The 25,375-nt window shown below is 64.5% G+C and carries 24 protein-coding genes; 10 read left to right on the top strand and 14 right to left on the bottom strand.

The genetic code is table 11. From position 1 onward, the window contains the following. Nucleotides 1–162 precede the first annotated feature (162 nt). Nucleotides 163–2,193 carry an acyltransferase family protein gene (locus tag AC1DMY_RS05380; RefSeq protein ID WP_477163957.1) on the top strand — a complete coding sequence of 677 codons (2,031 nt, stop codon included), beginning with the start codon at nt 163–165 and terminating at the stop codon, nt 2,191–2,193. 107 nt (nt 2,194–2,300) lie between these two features. On the opposite strand, the gene AC1DMY_RS05375 is transcribed toward AC1DMY_RS05380, so the two are convergent. The 11 genes from AC1DMY_RS05375 to AC1DMY_RS05325 form a co-directional block, all read right to left on the bottom strand. Then, a complete protein-coding gene (locus AC1DMY_RS05375; protein ID WP_477163956.1) occupies nt 2,301–3,110 on the bottom strand; it encodes a ferritin-like domain-containing protein in 810 nt (269 codons plus the stop codon). A 108-nt stretch (nt 3,111–3,218) separates the two neighbouring features. Continuing rightward, on the bottom strand, nt 3,219–4,694 hold the full coding sequence (gene purF, locus AC1DMY_RS05370) for an amidophosphoribosyltransferase (RefSeq protein WP_046971130.1): 1,476 nt from the start codon (nt 4,692–4,694) through the stop codon (nt 3,219–3,221). A gap of 16 nt (nt 4,695–4,710) precedes the next feature. Further along, the gene (locus tag AC1DMY_RS05365; protein WP_477163955.1) at nt 4,711–5,316 is read right to left on the bottom strand and encodes a CvpA family protein; all 606 of its coding nucleotides are present in this window, start codon (nt 5,314–5,316) and stop codon (nt 4,711–4,713) included. Nucleotides 5,317–5,351: 35 nt separating this feature from the next. After that, on the bottom strand, nt 5,352–6,416 hold the full coding sequence (locus AC1DMY_RS05360) for an SPOR domain-containing protein (RefSeq protein ID WP_477163954.1): 1,065 nt from the start codon (nt 6,414–6,416) through the stop codon (nt 5,352–5,354). Nucleotides 6,417–6,477: 61 nt separating this feature from the next. Next, nucleotides 6,478–7,770: a bifunctional tetrahydrofolate synthase/dihydrofolate synthase gene (gene folC, locus AC1DMY_RS05355; protein ID WP_477163953.1), complete on the bottom strand. Its 1,293-nt coding sequence runs from the start codon at nt 7,768–7,770 to the stop codon at nt 6,478–6,480. 11 nt (nt 7,771–7,781) lie between these two features. Beyond that, nucleotides 7,782–8,378, bottom strand: a complete 597-nt coding sequence (locus tag AC1DMY_RS05350; RefSeq protein ID WP_477163952.1) for a GNAT family N-acetyltransferase — start codon at nt 8,376–8,378, stop codon at nt 7,782–7,784. 3 nt (nt 8,379–8,381) lie between these two features. Beyond that, nucleotides 8,382–8,786, bottom strand: a complete 405-nt coding sequence (locus AC1DMY_RS05345) for a ketosteroid isomerase-related protein (RefSeq protein ID WP_477163951.1) — start codon at nt 8,784–8,786, stop codon at nt 8,382–8,384. Nucleotides 8,787–8,872: 86 nt separating this feature from the next. Beyond that, complete coding sequence (locus AC1DMY_RS05340; protein ID WP_477163950.1) at nt 8,873–9,031, bottom strand: hypothetical protein; 159 nt, start codon at nt 9,029–9,031, stop codon at nt 8,873–8,875. A 98-nt stretch (nt 9,032–9,129) separates the two neighbouring features. Further along, nucleotides 9,130–11,556, bottom strand: a complete 2,427-nt coding sequence (locus AC1DMY_RS05335; RefSeq protein ID WP_477163949.1) for a heavy metal translocating P-type ATPase — start codon at nt 11,554–11,556, stop codon at nt 9,130–9,132. Beyond that, nucleotides 11,553–11,978, bottom strand: a complete 426-nt coding sequence (locus tag AC1DMY_RS05330) for a MerR family DNA-binding protein (RefSeq protein WP_477163948.1) — start codon at nt 11,976–11,978, stop codon at nt 11,553–11,555. The genes AC1DMY_RS05335 and AC1DMY_RS05330 overlap by 4 nt, the downstream gene beginning before the upstream one ends. A gap of 130 nt (nt 11,979–12,108) precedes the next feature. After that, nucleotides 12,109–13,227, bottom strand: coding sequence for an acyltransferase family protein (locus tag AC1DMY_RS05325; protein ID WP_477163947.1), 1,119 nt, complete (start codon nt 13,225–13,227; stop codon nt 12,109–12,111). A gap of 472 nt (nt 13,228–13,699) precedes the next feature. Between AC1DMY_RS05325 and AC1DMY_RS05320 the strand changes: the two genes are divergently transcribed. The 4 genes from AC1DMY_RS05320 to AC1DMY_RS05305 all read left to right on the top strand — a co-directional run bounded on the left by AC1DMY_RS05320 (nt 13,700) and on the right by AC1DMY_RS05305 (nt 16,535). Beyond that, complete coding sequence (locus AC1DMY_RS05320; protein WP_477163946.1) at nt 13,700–14,785, top strand: catalase family peroxidase; 1,086 nt, start codon at nt 13,700–13,702, stop codon at nt 14,783–14,785. Next, a complete protein-coding gene (locus AC1DMY_RS05315; protein ID WP_477163945.1) occupies nt 14,785–15,411 on the top strand; it encodes a cytochrome b in 627 nt (208 codons plus the stop codon). Before AC1DMY_RS05320 ends, AC1DMY_RS05315 begins: the two co-directional genes overlap by 1 nt. A gap of 84 nt (nt 15,412–15,495) precedes the next feature. Beyond that, nucleotides 15,496–16,089 carry a TetR/AcrR family transcriptional regulator gene (locus tag AC1DMY_RS05310; RefSeq protein ID WP_477163944.1) on the top strand — a complete coding sequence of 198 codons (594 nt, stop codon included), beginning with the start codon at nt 15,496–15,498 and terminating at the stop codon, nt 16,087–16,089. Nucleotides 16,090–16,091: 2 nt separating this feature from the next. Further along, entirely contained in the window at nt 16,092–16,535 is a 444-nt protein-coding gene (locus AC1DMY_RS05305; RefSeq protein ID WP_477164194.1) for a PaaI family thioesterase, read from the top strand. A 3-nt stretch (nt 16,536–16,538) separates the two neighbouring features. On the opposite strand, the gene AC1DMY_RS05300 is transcribed toward AC1DMY_RS05305, so the two are convergent. Together AC1DMY_RS05300 and AC1DMY_RS05295 are read right to left on the bottom strand one after the other, a co-directional pair. Next, nucleotides 16,539–17,072, bottom strand: coding sequence for a DUF6496 domain-containing protein (locus AC1DMY_RS05300; RefSeq protein WP_477163943.1), 534 nt, complete (start codon nt 17,070–17,072; stop codon nt 16,539–16,541). A 131-nt stretch (nt 17,073–17,203) separates the two neighbouring features. Beyond that, nucleotides 17,204–19,060 carry an ABC transporter ATP-binding protein gene (locus AC1DMY_RS05295; protein WP_477164193.1) on the bottom strand — a complete coding sequence of 619 codons (1,857 nt, stop codon included), beginning with the start codon at nt 19,058–19,060 and terminating at the stop codon, nt 17,204–17,206. A 271-nt stretch (nt 19,061–19,331) separates the two neighbouring features. Between AC1DMY_RS05295 and AC1DMY_RS05290 the strand changes: the two genes are divergently transcribed. Next, nucleotides 19,332–19,976: a PadR family transcriptional regulator gene (locus AC1DMY_RS05290; protein ID WP_477163942.1), complete on the top strand. Its 645-nt coding sequence runs from the start codon at nt 19,332–19,334 to the stop codon at nt 19,974–19,976. A 4-nt stretch (nt 19,977–19,980) separates the two neighbouring features. Beyond that, nucleotides 19,981–20,337 (top strand): Fur family transcriptional regulator, encoded by a 357-nt coding sequence (locus tag AC1DMY_RS05285; RefSeq protein WP_477163941.1) that lies wholly within the window; start codon nt 19,981–19,983, stop codon nt 20,335–20,337. Between the two features lie 3 nt (nt 20,338–20,340). On the opposite strand, the gene nfi is transcribed toward AC1DMY_RS05285, so the two are convergent. Further along, complete coding sequence (gene nfi / locus AC1DMY_RS05280; protein WP_477163940.1) at nt 20,341–21,030, bottom strand: deoxyribonuclease V; 690 nt, start codon at nt 21,028–21,030, stop codon at nt 20,341–20,343. An 86-nt stretch (nt 21,031–21,116) separates the two neighbouring features. On the opposite strand from nfi, the gene AC1DMY_RS05275 reads away from it, so the two are divergent. The 3 genes from AC1DMY_RS05275 (at nt 21,117) to AC1DMY_RS05265 (ending at nt 25,347) form a co-directional block, all read left to right on the top strand. Further along, nucleotides 21,117–23,552, top strand: coding sequence for a DUF3772 domain-containing protein (locus AC1DMY_RS05275; RefSeq protein ID WP_477163939.1), 2,436 nt, complete (start codon nt 21,117–21,119; stop codon nt 23,550–23,552). Between the two features lie 49 nt (nt 23,553–23,601). Next, complete coding sequence (locus tag AC1DMY_RS05270; RefSeq protein WP_477163938.1) at nt 23,602–24,417, top strand: AraC family transcriptional regulator; 816 nt, start codon at nt 23,602–23,604, stop codon at nt 24,415–24,417. 87 nt (nt 24,418–24,504) lie between these two features. After that, complete coding sequence (locus tag AC1DMY_RS05265; RefSeq protein WP_477163937.1) at nt 24,505–25,347, top strand: DUF72 domain-containing protein; 843 nt, start codon at nt 24,505–24,507, stop codon at nt 25,345–25,347. The last annotated feature ends 28 nt before the right edge of the window (nt 25,348–25,375 follow it).

The following is a 25,375-nucleotide window of genomic DNA, read 5'->3' as shown; positions in this document are numbered from 1 at the left end:
CAGGCGTGCTCTCCATCCAAATGGCATTCGATTGCCACACGCTCGATGCCCCATCGGCATGCCGCACAATTGCCGGTCGTCGCCCCTCCGCCGCCGCTCACCTCGGGAGGGGGCTACGGACGCATGCGCTAAGATCCGCGCCTTATCACCGGCATCCTGCGCATGAGTAATAAGGTTCTCTACGCTCCCTACATCGACGGGCTCAGGGCCATGGCCGTGCTGTCGGTCATCGTCTACCACTTGAATCCGCACTGGCTTCCTGGGGGTTTTGCCGGCGTCGATGTTTTTTTCGTCATTTCCGGCTTTGTAGTGGCTGGATCCGTTGGAACGATTGAGCGACTCAGCCTTCCGAAGTTTTTCCTCTATTTCTACTCACGGCGACTGGCTCGCATCACGCCTGCACTGGTGGTGTGCTTGGTGGCCACGTCAGCGGCCTTGGCCCTGCTCATACCCGACGCCTGGCTTTCCCGCTCGAACCAGGAAACAGGCTTCTACGCTTTTTTCGGCCTGTCGAACTTCGTACTGGCGCAGGGCACCGGATACTTCTCGCCGATCGCTGAATTCAATCCTTTTACGCACACTTGGTCCCTAGCTGTCGAAGAGCAGTTCTACCTGGTTTTCCCCATCCTTTTTGTCGCATGGATCTACCAGCGCAAACGCGTTTCCACCGCGCTTTTCGCCCTTGCGCTGATCGCCTCTTTCATCTGCGCGATCTGGCTGGCCCAGGTCAACGAAACCAAGGCGTTCTATCTGACTTGGGGACGCTTCTGGGAGCTGGGCGTTGGCGTGCTTCTTTTCCAGTTTATGTCGCTGCGCGGCCATTCCTTTACAAAGGCGAGCGAACCGCGTCGCTGGTTTGCCGTGTCGGGAGACCTGGCAGCGATTGCGCTACTCATAGGATTGGTCACGGCCAAATCCGAGCACGCACCCTTTCCGACCTGCATCTTGCCTGTGGTGGCCACGGCGGCCGTACTAGGCTTTCTTCATGGCCGGCCGGGTGGCATCGCCGCGGTTCTTCTGACGCGCCCCCTGCCCCGCTTCATAGGAAAAATTTCCTACTCGCTTTATCTGTGGCATTGGCCGGTATTTGTGCTTTTTCGATGGACGACTGGACTGGAACGCCCAGCGCATATCCTTGCTGCGCTTCTGATCGTGGCGATCCTGTCCATCGCATCGTATTACTGGGTCGAGGTACCACCGCGCCGGGCAGCACGCAGGCTGAAACAAGCCGTCGTCGTTTTTGCGGGAATCGCGCTGATTGCAGTGGGCTGCAAGGCTGCGTCCAAACTTGAGGCCAAGCAGCCCAAGATTTCCCTCAGCACGGTCGCGCGCCATGCCTCGGATTGGTATCCCGTCGGGCTCACCACCAGCGCACAGCACCCTGGTTGTGTCGTAAAGCCGACCATGACTCCGATTGGCACCGGCTTCTACTTGAGCTTTGTCCGAAAGAACTGCGAAGCCCCCGTGACCGGGCCGCGGGTATTTGCCCTGGGTGATTCCCACGCCATCGGCTACGTCGCCCTATACAGCAGCTATGCCATGGAAACGGGCGCCCCGGTGGTCATCTATCAGAACGGCGGGTGTCCTTTTCTGAGCCTGCAACCTGGGCGCGAAGACGATGGAGACTGCAAAGCGAACACGCAGGCCTCACTTGCCGACTTGCTTGGCAAGGTCCGCGCCGGAGACGTCGTGTTTCTCCCCTCGCTTCGCCTGCCCCGGTTCGTCGATCAGTGGGCTCAATTCACTGACGAGGATGTCAAGAACAGGATCTTCGGTGCCCAAGCGGTAGCCGGCAGAGAAAAGGCAGTCATCGAAGGAACCGCCGCTGTCCGGAAATTTACGGATCTGGGTGTTCGCGTTGTATTCGAGGCTCCCAAACCGATTTTCAGGTCGCCGACGTTCCGATGTGCGGAGAATTACAATCGGACCAACCCCATTTGTAAGCCAGGTTCCGAGGTCGATCGCGCTGAAGCTGTGGCCTATCGCAGACCCGTCATCGACGCGCTGGCGCAAATAGCGGCGACCAATGATCACGTCTCCATCTGGGATCCTTTCCCGATCTTGTGCCCTCCCGCTGCGACCTGCAGCGAGTACCGCCAAGACAAGCCGCTGTTCTTTGACGGCGATCACTTGAGCGGTTACGGCAGTCGCTTGCTGGTACCGTCATTTGAGGCGTTCGTGACGGCCAAGTAGAGCTATGTCCGTTCGGTGCGGGGGCAACACGCGTTGAAGGATGCCTTCGCGCCAAGGCGCAAGGCGCCGGCGTGCGCAGATCGACGCTCAGCGCACCAACAGGTCGCTCAGACTTGCGATGCGAGTGCGGTCAGGCGATCGAGTTCTTCCTCATCGAAACCCGCTTCGAGCCGCGCCGGCCGGTTGAACGGGCCGCGCAGGGTGGCACCCATATAATCGCGCAGCAGATCGAGGAAGGTCTCGCGCGGCTCCAGCCCATCGCGTTCGCAGCAATGCCGGAACCAGCGTGTGCCCGCCGCTACGTGCGCCACCTCTTCACGCAAGATCACCTCAAGCACGGCCACTGTGCGCTCGTCACCCAACGAGCGCAGGCGCTCGATCATGCCCGGCGTCACGTCCAGGCCGCGGGCCTCCAGCACACGCGGCACCAGCGCCATGCGCGCGGTGTCGTGATGGGCGGTTTTCTCGGCCATTTCCCACAGGCCGTTGTGCGCATCGAAGTCGCCGTAGGCGTGACCGAGTTCGGCCAGCCGGCCTGACAACAGGGTGAAGTGGCGTGCCTCGTCGTTCGCGCAGCTGGCCCAGTCGCGGTAGTAGGCCTGCGGCTTGCCGCGGAAGCGGTAGACCGCATCCCAGGCGAGGTTGATCGCGTTGAATTCAATGTGCGCCACGGCGTGGACCAGCGCGGCACGACCTTCGGCGGAACCGAGGCCGCGATGAGGCACCTGTCGCTGCGGTACCAGGCGGGGCAATTCGGGGCGACCCGGTGCGCCGATCTGCTCGGGCGCGGGCGAGGCGTCGTCGGGACGCAATTCACCGGCGAGGAGCGCTTCCCAGGTGGCGTGGGTGAGGCGCAGCTTTTCCGCCGGATCGGTGGCGTCGAGGCAGCGCTTGGCGGCGGCGTGGAGGTCGGTCATCGCAGCGACTCTACTGTGGGAGCGCACCCTGTGCGCGACATGCGACACGTTGCGTCGAGGCAGTCGCGCACAGGGTGCGCTCCCACAGGTGTGAGGTAGAGGTAGCTCTTAGGCGCTGCGGCGAGCCGCCTTGGCGTCGTCCGAGCGCAGCATTTCGATCTGCTGCAGGTACTGCTTGTCCAGGCCGGTCACGTATTCGCCGGAGAAGCACGAGGTGTCGAAGTGCTTCAGGTTCTCGTTGCCGTCCTGCACTGCCCACACCAGGTCCTTCAGGTCCTGGTAGATCAGCCAGTCGGCGCCGAGCACCTTCTCCACTTCCTTCTCGGAATGGCCCGAGGCCACCAGCTCGGACGCGGCGGGCATGTCGATGCCATACACGTTCGGGTAGCGCACCGGCGGCGCGGCGGAAGCGAAGTACACGTTGCGCGCACCGGCCTCGCGGGCCATCTGGATGATCTGGCGCGAAGTAGTGCCGCGCACGATGGAGTCGTCCACCAGCAGCACGTTCTTCTTGCGGAATTCCAGCTCGACCGGATTGAGCTTGCGGCGCACGGATTTCACGCGCTCGCCCTGCCCCGGCATGATGAAGGTGCGGCCGATGTAGCGATTCTTGACGAAGCCCTCGCGGAACGGCACGCCCAGCGCTTCCGCCAGCGCGGATGCGGCGGTGCGGGCCGTGTCGGGGATCGGGATCACCGCTTCGATGCCGTGGTCCGGGCGCTCGCGCAGGATCTTCTCGGCCAGCTTCTGGCCCATGCGCAGGCGCGCCTTGTACACCGACACGTTCTCGATCATCGAGTCCGGACGGGCGAGATAGACGTATTCGAAGATGCACGGCGCATGGGTGGCGCCCTCGGAGCAATGGCGCGCATGCAGCTGGCCATCGTCGGTGATGATGACGGCTTCACCCGGGTCCAGGTCGCGCAGACGCTTGAAGCCGAGGATATCCAGCGCCACCGACTCGGACGCCACGGCGTATTCGCGGCCTTCCGGCGTCACGCGCTCGCCCAGCACCAGCGGACGGATGCCGTTGGGATCGCGGAACGCCAGCAGGCCGTAGCCCAGCACCAGCGCGATGCACGCATAGCCGCCAGCCGCGCGCTGATGCACGCCAGCCACGGCCTTGAAGATGTGGTCGGGCGTGAGCGCCATGCGATCCTGGATCTGCAGCTCGTGCGCCAGCACGTTGAGCAGCACTTCGGAATCGGAATCGGTGTTGATGTGGCGGCGGTCGTCTTCGAACATCTCGCGACGCAGCTGCTCGGTGTTGACCAGGTTGCCGTTGTGCGCGAACGCGATGCCGTAAGGCGAGTTCACGTAGAACGGCTGCGCCTCGGCCGAGCCTTCGGAACCGGCCGTGGGATAGCGGCAATGACCGATGCCGATGCGGCCACGCAGGCCGCTCATCGAGGTCTGGTTGAACACGTCGCGCACCAAGCCGTTGCCCTTGTGCAGGCGCAGTCGCGCGCCATCGACCGTGGCAATGCCGGCGGCGTCCTGGCCACGGTGCTGCAACACGGTCAAACCGTCATAAAGTGACGCGGCGACCTCACTGGTGCCGACGATGCCGATGATTCCGCACATGGTTTGAAAGCCTGTATTAGAAAGTCGCTGCCGGAGCGGCCGTGGTTGCGGTCGCAGGATGGGTTTCATGCCCAGTCGCTGGTGAAGCGCCTGGCATGCCCGCTGGCAAGGCGGGTAAATGGTCTAGCAGGGGCTGCGGATTGAGGTAGTGACGGACATTCTCCGGCACGCGCTCACCCAGCCACGCAGCCATTCCCTTGAACTGCGGCAATAACACCGAATCGTGCCACCAGGGATCGCGCGTGAACGCGGTAAACCCGAGCAGGAACACCGCCAGCGTCACCAGCAGCACGCCGCGCACGAAGCCAAACACCATGCCGAGCAGGCGGTCGGTGCCGGATAGTCCGGTACTTTCCACCAGCTTGCTCACCAGGAAGCGCAGCAGCGCACCCACGATCAGCACCACGATGAAACAAAGCCCGTAGCCCACCAGGATCCGCGCCGACGGCAGCTGGATACTGTGTTCGAAATACGCCGCCACGCTGGGGCCGTAGGTCCAGGCCACCCAGAACGCCACGATCCAGATGGCCAGCGCCAATACCTCGGAAATGAGGCCGCGCCACAGGCCAATCAAGACCGAGACGCCCAGTACGGCAAGAATGATGTAGTCGGCCCAATTCACCGGGTCACCTTACCGTCGCTGGTTCAGGTTGAAGTTCACGGAGCGGTGACGACGTTGCCGTCCACGCCCAGCTTGCTCTTGATCTGGTCACGCACGCGCACGGCATCGGCGCGCTGGGTCTGAGGGCCCGCACGCACGCGCCACAGCTGCTTGCCGTTGGCATTGACCGTATCCACGTAACCATCGAAGCCGTTGGCGCGCAGCTTGTCGCGCAGCGCATTGGCGTCATTCTGGCTGCCCATGGCGGCTACCTGCACGGCCCAGCCGCCGGGATGCGATGCGGGCGCCGCTGCCGTATTGGCCGCAGGCGTTGCCGGCTTGGCCGCCGGTGCATCGTCCTGGGTGGGCGTGGAGGCGCTGCCTTCCAGGCGTGCCGGCGCTCCCGGGATGGTCTGGGTGATCTTCAGGCGTGCCGCTTCGGCGGCGGCGCGGGATTCGAACGGACCTGCCGTCACCATCGTCAGCGGCTTGCCGCCCTGGTTGATGGTGCGACCCGAAGCTGGGTAACCCAGACCGCGCACGCGCTGGATCAGGCTCTGGGCGCTGGCGCTGGACGCATAGGCGCTGAGATTGAGCGAATAGGAACCATGCGCGGCGGTCGCCGGCGGCGTGGCCGGTTCCTGCTGGGCAGGAATGACGGCAGGCGTCGTCGCCTTGCCGGCCGTGGTGGTGGCCGAGCCCGTCACACCGGTGGCGGCCTTGCCCTGCGCCGGGATGACCGGCTGGGAGGCGCTGGAGCCCGGGCGCGTCACGGTCGTGGGTTCAGGCTTCTGGCCGGCCGTGGGGTCGGTTTCCACGTCCTTGGGACGGTTGGAACCGATGTTCACTGTCGCCAGCTGATCGGACGAGCCCACCGGGGTAGCCGTAGCCGCCGGTGCCGGCACGACCGGCTTGGGTGCCGCCGCCGCACTGGATGACGGGGCCGCGCCAGGCGTCAGGCTCATGGTCTTGGTCTGCAGGTCGCGATCGGGTGCCGGCGGGATCGCCAGGCTCACCGATTCGTCGCCACTCGTGGTCGGCGGGTTGCTGGAGATGAACATCGGCACAAACAGCACAGCCAGCGCGATGAGAACGGCAGCTCCCAGCAGACGTGTTTTCAAGGCGGGCTCCAAGCGGGCGGGGATGCGAGAACGGGGCGATTATAGCCGGGCCAGCTGCCGCTCAGGCCGAATAGGCCCCACCCGATTCAGCAAGCACTGCCGCCGCGACGTAAAACGAGCCGAAAGCGAGCACGCATTCGCCAGGCGTGGCTGAAGATTTCGCCGCCTTCAGTGCGCTGCTGACGTCGGCATGGACCTCATAGCCCGCACCGGGCAACACGGCCGCCAGCTGCTCGGCCAGCGCTTCGGCCGACAGTCCGCGCGGGGTGTCCTGCGCCAGCCCGGCCAGATGCCAGTACGCGATGCGCGTCCCCAGCGCCCCGATCACACCAGCCACATCCTTGTCGGACAGCGCGCCATAGACGGCATGCACGCGCACGCTAGGGCGCGCGTCCAGCCACTCGGCCAGCGCACGCGCCGCTTGCGGGTTGTGGCCCACATCCACCACCAGGGTCGGATCGCCGGCCAGCACCTGCAGGCGTGCCGCCACCCGCGCGGAGCGCACGCCGACTGCGGCAGCGAGCGCGAGATCCTTCGCTGCGAGCACGGCGTCCTGTTGCTGCAAGCCGTGCAACGCGGCAATCGATGCAGCCGCGTTCGCGTATTGCACCGGTGCGGCCAGCGCCGGATCGGGCAGCGTCCATGCCGTTCCATCGCGATGACGCCACTGCCAGCCCGTCGACAGCCGCTCCACGCTGAAATCCATGCCAGCCCGCTCGACCTTCGCGCCTATGCGTTCCAGCGCCTGGAGCAGGCCTGCAGGCGGATCGATTTCACCGACCACGGCCAGGCGCCCTGCCCGCGCGATGCCGGCCTTTTCCACGCCGATGCTGTCGCGGTCCGGTCCCAGCCAATCCATATGGTCGAGATCGACCGTGGTGATCACAGCCACGTCGGCGTCGATGATGTTCACCGCATCGAGCCGGCCACCCAGCCCCACTTCGAGCACGGCGACATCCAGCCCTGCACGCGCAAATAGATCCAGCGCCGCGAGCGTGCCGAACTCGAAATAGGTCAGCGGTATCTCGCCTCGCGCCTCCTCGATGCGCTCGAAGCTGGCGACCAGTGCATCGTCTTCCGCGTCATGTCGGTCGATGCGGATGCGTTCGTTGTACCGCAGCAGATGCGGCGAGGTGTAGCAGCCCACGCGCTGGCCTGCGGCCCTCAGCGTGGCTTCGAGCATGGCCACCGTGGAACCTTTGCCGTTGGTGCCGCCAACCGTGATCACCCGGCGCGCCGGCGCCGGCGCACCCATGCGTTCCCAAACGGCACGCACGCGATCAAGGCCCAGCTCGATGCTGCGCACGTTCACGCGTTCCTGGTACGACAGCCATTCGTCGAGAGTGCGGGTCATAGTTGCAGTATTCATGCGTCCAACGGACGTAGCCAGAAACGCAGGCGGTGGGTGGTAGGCGCGATGGCGTCGAGCTCGGTCCAGTCCAGCTCGCAGAACATATCGTCCTGGCGCTGGTAGCCGCGCTTGTGCCAGAACGTGTCGTTCGGTCGATAGGCGGGCGGCTGGCGCGCATCGTTGCCGGCGCGCTCCACGGCGCAAAACGCCGTCCAGCGATAACCCGGCAGCGCGCGCGCATGCTGTTCGCGAACATCAAAAAAGCGATGGCCGATGCCCTGCCCGCGATACGCCGGCAACAACACCGACTCGCCGAAATAGTACACGTCGCCCAGGAGCGTGCCGCGCGCCACGAACGGCTGCTGGATGGCAGGCACTTCATCGACCAGCGGAATGCCGGTGGAACAGCCCACCACTTCGTCGCCATCGAGCGCCAGCACGAACACACTGCGCCTCGAGCGGGCGTACGCTTCCAGATAGCGCTGCTCGTAAGCCATGTCGCCGTCGTACAGATACGGGTAATCGCGGAACACCGCGATGCGCAGGCGTGCCAAGGCCTCCAGGTGCGGCCCTACCGCCTCGCCCACACTGGTGAGGATGCGCACGCCCATGACTCAGCCAGTCACCTGCGCGACCCAGTCGGACAGGTTGTAGTAGTTGCTGATGCGCGCAATGCGGCCATCGCGAATATCGAAGAAGGCCCCGCCCGGAAGCACATAGCGCTGGCCGTGAGCAGGTGGCAGCCCTTCGTCGTCGGCGAGGTATTGACCATGCACGACGTACTCCGCTGCGGCATGCGCGCCATCAGCGCTCGCCATCAGCACGATGTCGCGCAGCTCTTCGCGGTAGCTGCGCTGCATGCGTGCGAGGAAGGCGCGGAAAGTGTCGCGCCCGCTTTCGCGATGGCCCTGGTTGATGTCGTGCGCCACGTCGTCGGCGAGGCAGTCGAGCATGGCCTCCCAGTCGCCGCGATTGAATGCATCGTAGTAACGGGCGATCAAAGCGATGCTGGCAGACATGGCGGCTTCCTTGGGCAAGGGGCGCACAGCTTAAAGCATGTATCGCGCTCGATCATGCCCTGCCCCGCGGTTACACACGCCGTGACTCAGAAATGGATGCCCGTCGCCTTCAGCGCCCAGTACATGCCAAACGCAGTCCAGAACATTTTCTTCAGCGCCTTGCCGGCAAGCCAGGCGGCGAGCAGACCGACCAGCAAGGGCATGTGCTTTTCCAGCGTACTGCGCGTGTCGTTGATGACGTTCATGACGATTCCTCCCCGCACCCCATCGGTGCGGGAGAAATCATCGGTCGAGGCGAGCTTTTGCGGCAGGGCGCGGCGTCAGCCATCGCAGGTGACAAGCATCACGCCTGCCGCAGCCTGAGCGCATTGCCCACCACCGACACCGACGAAAGGCTCATCGCCAAAGCCGCCACCATCGGCGACAACATTACGCCCAGCCACGGATACAGCAGGCCCGCGGCCAGGGGCACGCCCACGGCGTTGTAGACGAAGGCGAAGAACAGGTTCTGGCGGATATTTCGCACCGTGGCCCGCGACAGCGCGAGCGCGCGCACGATGGCGCTCAACTCTCCCTTCACCAGGGTCACCTGCGCGCTCTCCATCGCGATGTCGGTGCCACTGCCCATGGCGATGCCGACATCGGCGACGGCCAGTGCCGGGGCGTCGTTGATGCCGTCGCCCGCCATGGCCACCCGATGGCCTTGCCTCTGCAACCGCTGGATCACCTCTGCCTTATCGGTCGGCGACATGTCCGCGTGCACTTCATCGAGATCCAGGGCACTGGCGACGGCGCCGGCCGTGGCAAGGTTGTCGCCAGTGAGCATGACGATGCGCAGTCCCTGCGCCCGCAGGTCCGCAAGCGCCTGCGGCGTGCTGGGTTTGATGCGATCAGCCACGGCGACGAGCCCTTCGAGTGCGCCGTCGATGGTGAGAAACATCACCGTGGCACCTTCGCCGCGCAGGGCGTCCGCACGCGCGCCCACCTCGTCGTCCAGCGGCACGCAGGCATTGGACAATAGACGATGGTTGCCCAGCGTCACCGCGTGCCCATCCACTTCGCCTTCCACACCGGCACCCGTCACGCTGCGGAATTGCGAGACCTGCGGCACGACGATGCCTTCCGCATCCGCGCCGATGACGATGGCTCGCGCCAGCGGATGTTCACTGAGCCGTTCCAAGGCCGCCGCCATCGCGAGCAGTTCGGCGCGCGGCAGCTTGCCGAGGCTCACGACTGTCTTCAGCGCCGGCTTTCCTTCAGTGAGTGTGCCGGTCTTGTCGACAACCACGGTGTCGATGGCGCGCAGCGATTCGATGGCCGCCGCATCGCGGAACAACACGCCATGCTGTGCGGCGCGACCACTGGCCACCATGATCGAAATCGGCGTGGCCAGGCCAAGGGCGCATGGACACGCGATGATCAGTACCGATACGGCCGCGATCAAGGCATAAGCGAGCTTAGGCTCGGGCCCGAGCCAGGCCCACAACACAAACGCCAATGTCGCTATCGCCACTACGGCAGGCACGAACCAGGCAGCAACACGATCCGCCGTGCGCTGCAGTGGCGCCTTGCTGCGTTGCGCCTGCGCCACCAGCGTCACGATCTGCGACAGCACGGTCGCGGCGCCAACTCTTTCCGCGCGCATCAGCAACGCGCCATCCTGGTTTAGCGTGCCGCCCGTGACCTGCTCGCCCTTGCGTTTGGCGACAGGCAGCGGCTCACCGGTGAGCATGGACTCGTCCACATGGCTGCTGCCGTCGAGCACCACGCCATCCACTGGCACTTTTTCACCGGGACGCACGCGCAACCGGTCGCCCGCATGGACGGCTTCGAGCGGCACGTCATGCTCGGCGCCGTCGGCATCGATGCGCCGCGCCGCCTTCGGCGCCAGCCCCAGCAGGGCCTTGAGCGCCGCGCCGGTGCGACGTCGCGCACGCAGCTCAAGGAAATCGCCGAGCGTAACCAGCGCGACGATCACCGCCGCCGATTCGAAATACACGCCGACCCGGCCATGCATCTGGTGAAACCCCGCAGGGAACCACGACGGCACGAGAAACGCGGCCGCGCTGTAAAGCCATGCCACGCCCGTGCCAAGCGCGATCAACGTGTACATATTCGGCGACCACGGCTTGAGCGAATGCCAACCGCGCGCGAAGAACGGCGCACCTCCCCAGAGCACCACGACGGTGGACAGGGCGGCTTCCGCCCACGCGGCTATCGCGTTCCACGGCGCCGACAACTGCCAGCCGAACAGATGCGGCCCCATCGCCAGCACAAACACCGGCAGCGTCAACGCGGCAAGCATCCAGAAGCGGCGCGACATGCTGCGCAATTCGTGGCCATCGTCTTCGTCGAGGCTGGGCATCATCGGCTCCAGCGCCATGCCGCACTTGGGGCAGTGACCCGGCCCGGCCTGCTGCACTTCCGGATGCATCGGGCAGGTGTAGACCGCTCCTTCAATGACGGGAGGCGGCTCGGCCGATGCGTTCATAAAGCGCGAAGGGTCTGCAAGAAACTTCTCTTTGCAGCGCTGCGCACAGAAATAGTAAGTCTCGCCATGATGTTCGGCGCGATGCCTGGCGTTGGCCGGATCCACTGTCATGCCGCATACGGGATCTTTCACCGTAGCCTCATCGTGATGGGATGCGCCGTGTTCGTGCTGGTGGTGTGTAGCCACGGCTTCGACTGCAGGCCCACCGCAACTCGTCGACGTCGCCACCAGCTCGGCCGCTGCCTTGGCGCTGCAGCATGCATGCTTCTCCGTGCTCATGCGTCGTCATCCTGATCGGTCAAGGCCTTCAGGATGGGACATTGATCGGGCGAACCGTGACCGGGGCATGCCTCGATCAGTTGTTCGAGACCGTCACGCACACGGGTCAGTTCGGCGATGCGTTCGTCGATGGCGGCCAGCCGTTCTTCCGCGCGTTTCTTCACTGCCTTGACGCCGCGATGACGATCGGCCGACAAGGCCAGCAGGTCGCGGATCTCCTCCAGCGTGAAACCCAGATCCTTCGCACGGCGGATGAAGCGAAGCTGCCGCACGGCGCCTTCGTCATAGCTACGGTAACCCGATGCCCGGCGCAGCGGCTCGGGCAACAGCCCCTCGCGCTCGTAGTAGCGAATGGTGTCGATGGCGACGCCGACGCGTCGGGCGACGGCGCCTATGGTCATGGAGGTGTGGGGAGTATTCATGGGACCAAGTCTAGACCTTTGATCTAGGTCCAGAGTCAAGTGCCACTCTGTCCCGCATTCCATTGAGGTCCGCCATGGGCGGAAAGCGAACGTGGTTAGCCAGCTCGGGCGCCTTTCTCGCGCAGGGCAATCAAGCCAGCCCGCAGTACTCGGCGGCCCCGCTCTCCTTGGGGCTGGACAGCCTCTTGCCCAAGTTATTCACGGGAATTTCGACATACCTATGGACGAGGAATGCGACGAGGATGGCCACACCCAGGCTGATCATCCATGCGAACGTGAAGGCAACGCCCTTGCTGATCAGGATGGGCATGGCGACGTAGCCGATCATGGAGTGAACCAGATACAGCGGAAAGCTGATGTCGGCCAGGAAGTCGATGACCCTGTTTTGCTTGAACCCGCTTCGAAGCAGATAGCACAGCGAAAACAGCATCAACGCATAAGTGTAGTTTCTCGTCAGCGCCCCAAAGAGGCCTGTTCCGTAGCAGGCATTGATCGTCACGAACAGGCCATAGATGATGACCCCATAACCAAGCGCGACCTTGGCGCTCAGCTCGCGATAGAGGACGTAGTAAAACAGGCAGCCAAGGAACATGAACGTGATGAATTTCATGTCCGATACTGCGTTTGAAACCACGGATACGAAATGGGTCCCTTGAGTCGAGAAGAAAGCAACGACGCAACACAAGGTCATGAAACCAATGGACAGCAGCATGACTTGATGCGCACTTTTTCCGAGCATGCTTACCAGCGCAAAGAACACATAGAACTTGAGCTCCACCGCCAGTGACCAGCTGACGAAATCCAGCGAAGGCAATCCAGCCGCACTGTGGACGAGCGGGATATTCCTTGCCAGGAACGAAACGTTGATTCTGTCCGACAACGGTGTCGACCAGTACCAAGAGCAGATGAAGTACATGGCGATGCTTATCAACAGGCAGAACCAGTAGACGGGATAAATGCGGAAAAACCGTCTCGTCAGAAATTGCCCGGTCGAAATATTTCTAAGGCTGATCGGTATGACCAATCCGCTGATCAGGAAAAACACGGCGACACCGAAAACGCCGTAGAAGAATCCGCCCCATGCCGGCGACAATACGTGCTGCGCATAGGCCGGCTTCAACGGCACAAAACTGGCCGGCGTCCCGATCAACGCGCGCACGCCGGGCGCGAAGAAGATGCCCCAATAGTGGTTGATGACCACCGATAGCGCCGCAATCGCGCGCAGCTGATGGGCAAACCTGATTTTCATGCGGGTTGCCGATGGCTCGAGGCGTTCAACATGTCGCAATCCGAACGGCGAGCTTGAAACCCGCTTGAACCGGCATTTTCAGCTTCCTCCCAAAGTGGGCACGCACACTGGGCGATACCATCCATCGGTGCTGCTGGCGACGGCGGGACCGTTTCATCGCTCCGCTCTGTTAGTGCCCGGCACGATTGAATGCGTTGCCATATCGCTCCCCCACGGTGGGCGGCAGCTCTGTCATTGGACTTCAAATGGCTCTTAGCCGTGGCACTGAAGCCCCGACCCGGACGTTCACTGCGCCAAAATTTCTCGCTTTGCCACCGACTTATGTCCGGTGGCAGCTTTTAATCACTACGACCCCTTCACCCCCCCAGAGCCTATGCTCATCCGGCGTGGAGACGCCGCGCGGCGCCGAGGTAACCGGCTGCTGCCGCAAGACGAAGTCAGGATATTCAACCTGCGATCTCGGGAGCGCCGCATGACCGATCCATCTCGTCAGCCACCCTCACATCAACCCTGGAGGTGGGCGGTTATCGGCCTTGCCGTGGCCGTGCTCGCCGGCGCGTTTGCCTATGTCGCCGGTTGGCTGACGCCGCAAAGACTTACCTCGCGGCTATTGGTGAATACGCTGCAGGAAGGCGGCGGCGTGCACCCTGGTTTCCGGCGCAACCATGCCAAAGGCGTGTGCGTGGCGGGCTATTTCGAAAGCAACGGTGAGGCCGCGGCGTATTCCACGGCCAGTGTGTTTGCAGCGGGTAGTCGCACACCGGTGGTGGGCCGCTTTGCCCTGCCCGGCGGCAATCCTTATGCGCCCGACAGCAGCGTGCCGATACGCAGCTTCGCGCTGCGCTTTGCGCTACCCCATGGCGAGCAGTGGCGCACCGGCATGAACAGCATGCCGGTGTTTCCGGTGGCGACGCCGCAAGCGTTTTACGATCAGCTGGTGGCGACCCTGCCCGACCCGGCCACCGGCAAGCCCGATCCGAAGAAGGTGGGCGCCTTCTTCGCCTCACACCCGGAAACCGGCGCATTTCTGGCCTGGGTAAAGACGGCCAAGCCCTCGGCGAGCTTCGTCACCGAGACCTATGAGGGGCTCAACGCGTTCTACTTCGTCGACGGCACCGGAAAGCGCCACGCGGTGCGCTGGAAAGTCACACCCGTGGCAAACGACGATGCAGGCACCGGCGCGCAAGCCGGCGACCCGGATTATCTGGCCAAGGACCTGCAACAGCGTTTGGCGCAAGGCCCTCAGCGCTGGCAGCTGAGGGTGACCCTGGCCGAGCCCGGCGACCCCACCAATGACGCGACCAAGCAATGGCCGGCCGATCGCCACACGATCGACGCTGGCACCCTGGTGATCGAGAGTGAGCAGGCACAGGACAGCGGCCCCTGCCGCGACGTGAATTACGACCCGACGATTGTTCCCGAGGGCATTGCGATCTCCGACGACCCGCTGCTGCCGGCACGCTCCGCAGCCTACGCCGTGTCCTATCTGCGCCGCACCAGCGAAGAAGCGCACATCCCCGGCGCCGCGCGCGCGACCACGCCCTCGGAGCACCCGTAATGAACGCCAAGCACGCTACCTACCCCGGCGCTTTTCACCCGCTGGCGCGCCTGCTGCATTGGCTGGTGGCCTTGCTGATCCTGACCATGCTGTTTGTCGGCGTGGGCATGGTGTCGACCGTGTCAGAAAAGCACCAATGGCTGCTCGCCATCCACAAACCGCTGGGCGCGACCATTTTCGTGCTGGCCCTGATCCGCCTTGCCGTGCGATGGCGCCATCCGCCGCCGCCCTTGCCGGCCGATATGCCGCTAATGATGCAATGGGTGGCGCATGCCTCGCACTGGGTACTCTACGCTCTGATGCTCACGCTGCCGCTGGTCGGTTGGGCGATGCTTTCGGCGGGCGGCTACCCGATCTCGCTCGGCGGATCGTGGCATCTGCCCCCGCTGCTGTCGTTCAACGGTGAGACGTATGCCTGGCTTCGAGTCACGCATCGCTGGCTGGCCTATCTGCTTTTTGTCACCGTGCTGGGACACATGGGCGCCGCGCTTTTCCACGGGCTGATACGACGCGACGACGTGCTGCCCAGCATGACCTTCCCGCGACGTGCACCGGTCATCGTGGAACCGGTCGTTGTGGCCCCTGCGGCTAGCGAACCACCCTCGAGCGAGCCGCCGCGTCCGTGAGGCGGCGGCGTCTCAGAGCTCTGCCACTTGCGGTGTCCGCTGTCAATAGTATGATTGAAATCATACAAACTACGTGGAGCGGCCATGCGTTACGACGCCGAACACAAACAGAAAACCCGCAGCAAAGTGTTGGAAGTGGCCGCCAAGGCCATCCGCCAGGACGGTCCCGACCGCATCGGCGTCGCCGGCGTGATGGCCGAGGCCGGGCTCACGCATGGCGGCTTCTATGCCCACTTCAAGTCGAAGGACGAATTGGTCACGGCGGCGATCGAGCAGATGTTCGAGGAGTCGCGCGCACGCCTGAAGCATGAGATGGAAGGCCACGCCCCCGCCCAGGGGCTGGCCAACTACATCGATTTCTATCTGTCGAAAAAGCACCGCGACGCCCGCGCGAGCGGCTGTCCCATGGCCGCGCTGGCCTCGGATCTGCCGCGTCTCCCCGAACTGACCCGCGAGCTGTTTGCCGACGGCGCGCGCCGTCTCACCGACGCCATGGCGGAACGATTCAGCGCGCTGGGCTATAGCGATCCGCAGACCCTGGCTCGTTCCACCGTCTCCGAATTGGTCGGCGCCTTGTCGCTTGCCCGCGTGGAGACGGACGCCAAGCGTTCAGATGCGATCCTCGCCGATTCGCGGCAGCTGTTGAAAAAACGCCTGGGCCTGGAGTCCGCACCGTGAGCATGATCAATGAGATCGGCCGGGGCCTGAGCGGGCTGGAACAGTTGCGCGCCTTCATCGCGTCCGGCCAGCGCCCGGGCATCGGCGACTCGCTGGATTTCGATCTCGTGGACGTGGGCGAAGGTTTCGCTGCCTTCGAAGGTGTGCCCGGCGTGCATGCCTACAATCCGATGGGCATCGTGCATGGTGGCTATTTCGCCGCGCTGCTGGATTCGGCCTGCGGCTGCGCGGTGCATTCGCGGCTCACGGCCGAGCAGGCATATACCTCGCTGGAGCTCAAGGTCACGTTTCAGAAAGCGATGACGCGCGATACCGGCCGCGTTCGCGCCGAAGGCCGCGTACGCACCATCGGGCGCCGCGTGGCCTTTGCGGAAGCCAGCCTGATGGACGCGCAGGGCCGGCTGTATGGCACGGCCACCTCAACGCTGCTGGTATTCGACCGCTAGGACTTAGCGTGCGCGCGAGCGCATGGCGCGCGTACGCGCAGCGCGCACGGCGCCCGCCGCACGGCTGCTGGCGCCTGTCGCGGCGGCCTTCTTCGCCGCGGCCTTGCGAACGGCAGGCCCCTTGGTACGCGCCGCCTTCTTCGCGGCGGCGGAACGTTCCGCTGGCGTGCGAGCAGCGGCGGCCTTGCGCGCGTGCCTGGACAGTGCTGTATGCGAAGCCGAGGCGGTGCCCTCACGCTTGAGCGCATCCAGCGCGGCGCGACTACGCTTGGCCGAGGCGGCCTTGGTTGTTGCGCGTTTCTTCGCTACCGGTTTCTTGCGCGTGCTCTTGGCGCCTTTCTGCGCCGGCACGTCAATGCCGGCTCGGCGCGCCTGCGACAGCCCGATCGCTATGGCCTGCTCCGGCGAACGGGCGCCATGCACGCCTTCGCGGATGCGCTCGATTTCCTCGCGCACGAACTCGCCGGCCTGGGTGCTGGCCGACTTGCCCTGGCGCTGATCTTTGCGGGCGCGCGCCAAAGCGCGTTCGGTAGGCATGTCGAAACTCCACTGCGTGTGCGCCGACCATGCTGCGGTGGTGCCCGTGAAATGCAGAACAAAATAAAGCTCAGGCGACTGGGGAATATTCACAGCGATGGCAGCAGTGGATGCGACATGCTCGCCTGCTTTCACGCCAGCGCGTTGTCCTCGGCCGGATCCTCCGCCGCGACAAAACCACCGGTCTGGCGCTGCCAGAGACGCGCATAGAGGCCGCCACGCGCGATCAGTTCCGCATGTGTGCCGGTCTCAACGATCTCACCCTTGTCCATCACCACCAGGCGATCCATGCGCGCAATGGTGGACAGTCGATGGGCGATCGCGATCACGGTCTTGCCACGCATCAACACTTCCAGGCTGTCCTGGATCGCCGCCTCGGCTTCCGAATCCAGCGCTGAGGTCGCTTCGTCCAGGATCAGGATAGGTGCATCTTTCAGCAGCACGCGCGCGATGGCGATGCGCTGGCGCTGGCCGCCGCTGAGTTTCACGCCGCGCTCGCCCACGTGGGCGTCGTAGCCCACGCGGCCTTCGCCATCGATCAATTGCGGAATGAATTCCTCGGCGCGCGCCTTGCGCACGGCTTCGATCACCTGCGCCTCGGTGGCATCCGGGCGGCCGTACAGCAGGTTGTCGCGGATCGAGCGATGCAGCAGCGAAGTGTCCTGCGTGACCACGCCGATCTGCGCGCGCAGGCTTTCCTGCGCGACCTGGGCGATGTCCTGGCCATCGATCAGGATGCGCCCTGCTTCGAGGTCGTACAGGCGCAGCAGCACATTCACCAGGGTGGATTTGCCGGCGCCCGAGGGGCCGACCACGCCGATCTTCTCGCCGCCGCGCACCTTGAGATCGAGGCCGGCGATCACACCGCCCTGCTTGCCATAGTGGAAGTGGATGTCCTCGAAGTGCACGCCGCCTTCGGTCACTTCCAGCGGCATGGCGCCATCGCGATCCTGCACAGTACGCGGCTTGGAGATGGTCTCGATGCCGTCCTGCACGGTGCCGACGTTTTCGAAGATGCCGTTGATCACCCACATGATCCAGCCGGACATGTTGTTGATGCGGATGACCAAACCGGTGCTCAGCGCAATCGCGCCCACCGTGACCTTGCCCTGGCTCCACAGCCAGAGCGCCAGCGCCGAGGTGCCGACGATCAGAAAACCGTTCAAGGTCGTGATGGTGATGTCCATCGCCGTGGTCAGGCGCGTCATGGCGCGCATGCGCTTGATCTGCTCGCCCATGGCGTCGGCGACATACGCCTCCTCGCGCTGCGTATGCGCAAACAACTTCAGCGTGAGGATATTGCTGTAGCCGTCGACGATGCGTCCCATCAGGCGCGAGCGCGCCTCCGATTGGCGCCACGAACGCTCCTTGGTGCGCGGCACGAAATAGCGCAGCGTGGCCACATAGGCGACCAGCCACACCACCAGCGGCACGGCGAGCCATACATCGGCCTTGGCGAACATGAAGATCGCGCTGCCGGTGTAGATCGCCACGTACCAGATCGCATCCACGATCTGCACCGCCGATTCACGCAGCGCGCCGGAGGTCTGCATGATGCGGTTGGCGATGCGGCCGGCGTAATCGTTCTGGAAAAAGCCCAGGCTCTGGCGGATCACGTAGCGATGGTTCTGCCAGCGGATGCGGTTGGTGAGGTTGGGCACGATGGCCTGGTTCACCAGCAGGTCGTGCGCGCCGATCAGGATCGGGCGTGCGATCAACGCCACGAAACCCATCCACAGCAATTCGTTGCCGTGCAGGTGGAAGAAGTCGGCCACCGGCGCACCCTTGGCCATGTCCACGATGCTGCCGATGAAGCCGAACAGCGACACCTCCACCAGCGCCACGCCAAAGCCCACCACCAGCGCGGCCGCGAAAACCGGCCACACCTGGCGCAGATAGAACACATAGAAGCGCCAGACCGACGACGGCGGCATGCCGTCGACGGGTTCGCGGAACGCGTCGATCAGCGATTCGAACCAGCGGAACAGCATGGGGAGGTCGTCCTTGGGGAGGCGGCGGCGCGGGAGGGGCGCTTGATAGCACTTGGGTGAAGGCGAGTCACGGGAGTTTCAAGTTGTGGGAGCGCACCCTGTGCGCGACTGCGGCGGCATATCAACCGGGGCGGCGCTCTCGCGCGGCGTTCACGCACAGGGTGCGCTCCCACAGGGGACCGGGGCGCCGTGAAGACGGGCGCCCTTGCATTTTTCGAATCTCACGATATATCTTAAGACTGTTACTTACGATATATCGGAGTTAGTCATGGGATTTCGTCATTTGTTTGATCGGCACCACTCGCATCACCACCACCACTGCCACGAAGGCCGCGACGCCTGGGCCCGCGAGGCCATCGGCATGGGCCGTGGGCGCGGACGCGGCCGGGGTTTCGGGGACGACGAGGGTGAAGGCGGCTGGGGTGGCATGGGTGGGCGTTTCCGCGGGGGCCGGGTGTTTGGTCACGGCGACCTCAAGCTCATCCTGCTCGCGCTGATCGCCGAACAGCCGCGTCACGGCTACGAACTGATCCGCACCATCGAGGAGATGTTCGACGGCGCCTACTCGCCCAGCCCTGGCGCGGTCTACCCCACCCTCACCCTGCTCGAGGAACTGGGTCACGCCAGCGTGGAAAACGACGGCGGCAAGAAGCTCTACACCATCACCGCCGAAGGCAAGGCGTTTCTCGCCGAGAACAAGGAAGCCGTGGATACGGTGATGTCGCGCATGGAGCAGACCGCCAAGATGTTCGCCCGCGCCGCCGCCCCGATGGCCTTGCGCGAAGCGATGCACAGCCTCAAGCGTGCGCTGTTCATGCACGGCGGTCCGTGGAACACCGATGAGGTGAAGCGCATCGGCGACATCATCCGCAAGGCCGCGGAAGAGATTGCCAAGGGCAACAAGGATGCCTGAGGCCATGTCTACTGCGCCGGTCGATGTTCACCAGCGGCTGGCGCAGGCGGGCATGCGTGCCACGCCTCCGCGCCTGGCGATCTGGCAGGTGCTGCACGAGGCAGGCGACGAGCCCGATGCAGTGGAACTGATGTGCCGGGCACAAGCCCTGGAACCACGCACCAGCCTCGGCACGGTGTATCGTTTTTTGCGCGAATTGGAACAGCACGGGCTGGCCAGTTCGCGTGCCGTGGCGCACGAGCGAGCGCGTTGGCGGCTGGGCGCATCGAGCGAATCGGTGTCCCGGCAGCCTGAAGCGATTGCTGCGGTGGCGAGGCTGGCAGCAGCGTTCGGCTATCGATTGGTTCGCGCGACTAGCTGAAGATCAGCGACGCAGGGTGCCCCGACGCGAGGCCAGCCGATCAGCGAGCCGCGTGGGCTCGGGCAATCGATACTTCGTGCCAAACGCCAGCACCAGCTCCGGCGCGGTCGCCATGCTGACTCTGTGCCCCGGCGAAATGATCAAGGGCCGGATCCGATCCTTGCTGCGCAGGACGCAACCGATCACTTCGCCCTTGTATTCCAGCGGCTGACGGTCGCCGCGGTGCGGCCCTACTTCCTCGTGCACGCCAACCAGAATGGATTTCGCCACGCCGATGGTAGGCAAGCCGGTGACCACGCCCAGATGCGCAGCGATGCCCAGCCGTCGCGGATGCGCGATGCCGTGCCCATCGACGAACACCAGATCCGGCGATGCCGGCAGATCCGACAAGGCTTGCAGCACGGCAGGCAGCTCGCGAAACGAGAGCAGCCCGGGGATATAGGGCATGCGGGTCGGCTGTCGCGCGACAATTTCTGCGATCGGCAGCAGCGTCTGCGCGTCGATCAGCACCGCCGCAGCACGCGTCACCGCACCGCCATCTTCGAAACCCACATCCACGCCGGCGACATGGCGTAGCGGCCGATAGTCGTCCACCAGCCGCACCTGCGCCGCCAGTTCGGTCTGCAGCAGACGAGCCTTGGCGACGTTTCCGTCCCATGGCGGCATGGCGTTGGCGACCTCGAATGCGCTCATCAAGAGAGCGTGAATGCCCGGGCCTGAACACACCGTCAAAACATTTATTCATTGACCGGTTCAGGACCGGTCGGGATCATGCCCGCATGCCTATCCTGTCTCGCTTGCTGCTGATCCTTCTATTCGCCGTCGCTGGCGCCTCTCCCGTACTGGCCCAGGACACCCCAAACAACGGGCAGATCCAGCAGGCCGTGCTCGCCACGCCCGATCAGTTGAGCACGCAGCTCGACCAGGTCAAGAAGACGCTGACCAACAAGTCTACGCTCACCGACGACATACTCACCGACGCACGCAGCAAGACACAGGCGCTGCAGCAGCAGGCCGACCAGCTGACCGCCAGCCTGGCTCCGCAGGCCGATGCGCTGAAGGCCAAGCTCGATGTGCTCGGCCCCGCACCTGCGAAAGGCGCCCCGGCGGAAACGCCGGAAGTGGCGAGCCAGCGCAAGCAGCTGACCAAGGACCAGACCGACCTCACCGGTCAGCTCACCCAGTCCAAACTGATCAGCCGTGAGAGCCAGCAGTTGCTCACCGAAATCGCCGCGCTGCGCCGCAATCTGTTCCAGGCGCAGATCAGCCAGCGCAGCGCGTCGCCGCTGAGCATGGCGTTCTGGAGCCGGTTCGCGCAGAACCTGCCCGATGACAGCGGCAACTTCAGGCAGCTCTCGCAGGCCGTGCAGGGCGCGCTCGCACAAGCCTGGCAGCCGGCCAATCGCCCGCCCTTCATCTTGTGCCTGAGCGCCGCCGTCCTGCTGCTCGCGGGTGGGCGGCGTGTGTTCGAATACAAGATGCTGGACATCGCGGCCCGTTACCTGCCGTCGGGTCATCTGCGCCGCAGCGCCATGGCCGTGGTGGTCACCGTCGGCACGACCTTGATCTATGGCATCGCCGCGTGGCTGATCTATCTGGCGGTGAACTGGAACGGCGTGTTCGACGAGGACCTGGACGAGCTGGTGCGCCCGCTGGTGCGCCTGATGTTCTACGTGGCGACCATGGCAGGCCTGGGACGCGCCCTGTTGATGGTGAAGCATCCGTCGTGGCGACTGCCGCCGATCTCCGACAATCTCGCCACCCGCCTGTGGCCCTTCCCCAGCCTGATGGCGTACAGCGCCTTGCTGCTGGGCGTAATCGAGCGCGTGACCAACGACATCAGCGCCAGCCTTTCCACGGCCATGGCCGCGAATGCATTGGCCGCCACGCTGATTGGCGGACTGGTGGCCTATGCGCTGGTGATCATGAGCCGTGCGCGTCGCGCCCTGCTCAGCAGCGGTGGAACGCCGGCGGCCCGACCGCTGTGGGTGGGCATACTCGTGCTGTGCGCGTTCCTGGGCATGTTGATCACGCTGATCTCGGTGCTCACCGGCTATATCGCGCTCGCCTTCTACGTGGCGAGGCAGATGCTGCGCGCCGGCTTCCTGATCGCCGCGCTGTATGTGCTGATGCACCTGATCAACGATCTGTGCGAATCGCTGCTCTCGCCCGACTCGCGCACTGGTGTCCGGCTGCAGGAAAATTTTGGCGTCGCGCCAGCCCGGCTTGAACAGACCGCGACCGTGCTTTCCGGCGTCGGCCGTGCGTTCCTGCTGATGTTCGCCATCCCCTTGATCCTGGCGCCCTATGGTGCGGGCGCCAACGAACTGGTGGATCGCGGCACGCGCATCTTCAACGGTCTCTCACTGGGCACGCTCACCATCAATCCCACCAGCATCTTCAATGCGATGGTGGTGCTGGTGGTGGGTTACGCCATCGTGCGCCTGATCAAGCGCTGGCTGAGCAAGCAGCTGCTGCCCAAGACCTCGCTGGATGTGGGCATGCAGATGTCCATCGTGACCTTGCTGGGCTACGTGGGCGGTATCCTCGTCTTCGTGCTGGTGCTGGGCACGTTGAAGGTGGACGTGCAAAGCATCGCCTGGGTGGCTAGCGCGTTGTCGGTCGGTATTGGTTTTGGCCTGCAGGCGATCGTGCAGAACTTCATCTCCGGCCTGATCTTGCTGGCCGAGCGGCCGGTGAAGGTGGGCGACTGGGTGAGCATCAGCGGCGTGGAAGGCGACATCAAACGCATCAACGTGCGCGCCACCGAGATCCAGCAAGGCGATCGTTCCACCGTGATCGTGCCGAACTCGCAGCTGATCACCCAGAACGTGCGCAACGTGACGCTGGCCAATGCGCAGGGCCGTGTGCAGATCCGCCTGCCGATGCCGCTGGGCACCGATCCGAACAAGGTGCGGCAGATCATCTTCGACATCCTGCGCAATCATTCGGTGACGCTCAACACGCCTGCGCCCACGGTGCAGCTGGACAGCATCGATTCCGGCTCGATGATGTTCGTGTGCACCGCCTACGTGAACAATCCGCGCGACTCGGGCACGGTGAAGAGCGATTTGCTGTTCGAGATCCTCGACCGCCTGCGCAAGGCCGATCTGCCGCTCACCACGCCGCAGGACATGGTGGTGCGCACCATGCAGCACGATCCGGCGACCGCACCAAGTCCGTCCACCACCGTCTTTCCCGGCAAGCCGACCTGACAGCGCATACCCATCGGCCTAAACTCCAGGAACCACCCGGAGCCAGCCGATGGGACATCACGTCGTCGACCCCGCGCCGCCGCTCAACGCCCTGATTTCCCGCCTGTGGGATTGGGACATGCCGCCGGCTGCGCATCACTTCGAGCGGGTGCTGCCGGTGCCGGGCGCGGCCCTGATCATCAACCTCCATGAAGATGAGACCCGCGTCTACAGCGACGACGCGGACCGGCGTTGCCTGCGAGCGGCCGCCACGGTCATCGGCGGACCATGCCTGCGCAGCCAGATCATCGACACCGCCGAACAGGTGCGTGTGATGGGAGCGGTGTTCCATCCCGGTGGTGCGCACGCCTTCACCGGCGAAGACCATGAGGCGCTGGTGGGGCAGGACATCGGCCTGGAAGACATCTTCGGCCATAGCGCCCAAGGCTTGCGCGAGCAGTTGCTGGACACGCCCTGCCCGCACGAGCGGCTGGCACTGCTGGAGCGATGGCTGCTCGCGCATATGCGCAAGCCGCAACTGGCGCCCGAGGTGCTGCATGCGCTGGGCGAAATCGGCGCACGTCCGCAGGTGGCGCGCATCGGTCCGCTAGTGCGCGATATCGGTCTGTCGGAATACCGCTTTGGCCGTCTATTCCGTCGACAGGTGGGCATGGGTCCGAAGCGCTACGCGCGACTGATGCGCTTTCGCCATGTGGTGGATGCGGTGTATCGATCGACCGCCGTGGACTGGAGCGGCGTGGCCATCGACGGCGGCTACGGCGACCAGGCGCATCTGGTGCACGAGTTCCGCGAGTTTGCCGGCATGACGCCGACGGCGTTCATGGCGGCGCGCGGGCCGTATCCGAATCATCTGCCCCTGGACTGAAGACGGTATCCGCTAGCATCACGGCGGATTGATGCCTCTCTTCATCTCGCCCGTGGCATGATCGGCCATCCCCTTCGAGTCCCCGCCATGTCTGCCGACCTGTTCTCGCCTGCTCCCGCGCAGGGTCCTGCTTCGCGTATCCGTGTCGGCATCGGCGGCTGGAACTTCGCGCCGTGGCGCAACAACTTCTATCCCACCGGCCTGGTGCAGCGTCGAGAACTGGAATACGCCAGCCGCCACCTGCGCGCCATCGAAATCAACGGCACCTATTACGGCGCGCAAAAGCCCACGACGTACGCCAAGTGGGCGGCTGAAACACCGGAGGGTTTTGTGTTCTCGCTGAAGGCACCGCGCTACGTCACCGAAGGCAAGCGACTGGCCGACGCCGGTCGCGGCATCGATGGCTTTGTGTTTGGCGGCCTGGCCGAGTTTGGCGATCGCCTGGGGCCAGTGCTGTGGCAGCTAAGGCCAACGCGTCCATTCGATGGCGACGACCTGGCCGCCTTCCTCGATCTGTTGCCGCGCGAACTCAATGGCCGGCCGATGCGCCATGTGCTGGAAGTGCGCCACCCCAGTTTTCTCGATGAACGCTACGTGGAACTGGCCCGCTCGTACCGCATCCCCACCGTGTTCACCGACTCGCCGGAGCATCCGTCGCTGGGCGACCTGACCGGCGACTTCGCCTACGCGCGCCTCATGCGCAGCGAGGCTCAACTGGAGACAGGCTACCCATCGGGCGACCTGGATATATGGACCACACGCGCACGTGCCTGGGCCGAGGGCCATGACCTGCCGGATCTGCCGCACGTGTCGGCGCCCTTGAAAACTCAGACGCCGCGCGATGTGTTCATCTACTTCATCAGCAGCGCGAAGGAACGCAACCCCGCCGCTGCCATGTCGTTGCAGCGTCGGGTGGATAAAAAGGGCTGACGTCCGCGTGCCTGGGCACGCCGAACGA

Source organism: Dyella sp. 01L423 (assembly GCF_056399945.1).
The sequence above is the reverse complement of the archived record's forward strand: the minus strand, read 5'-3'. Positions and strand labels throughout refer to the sequence as shown.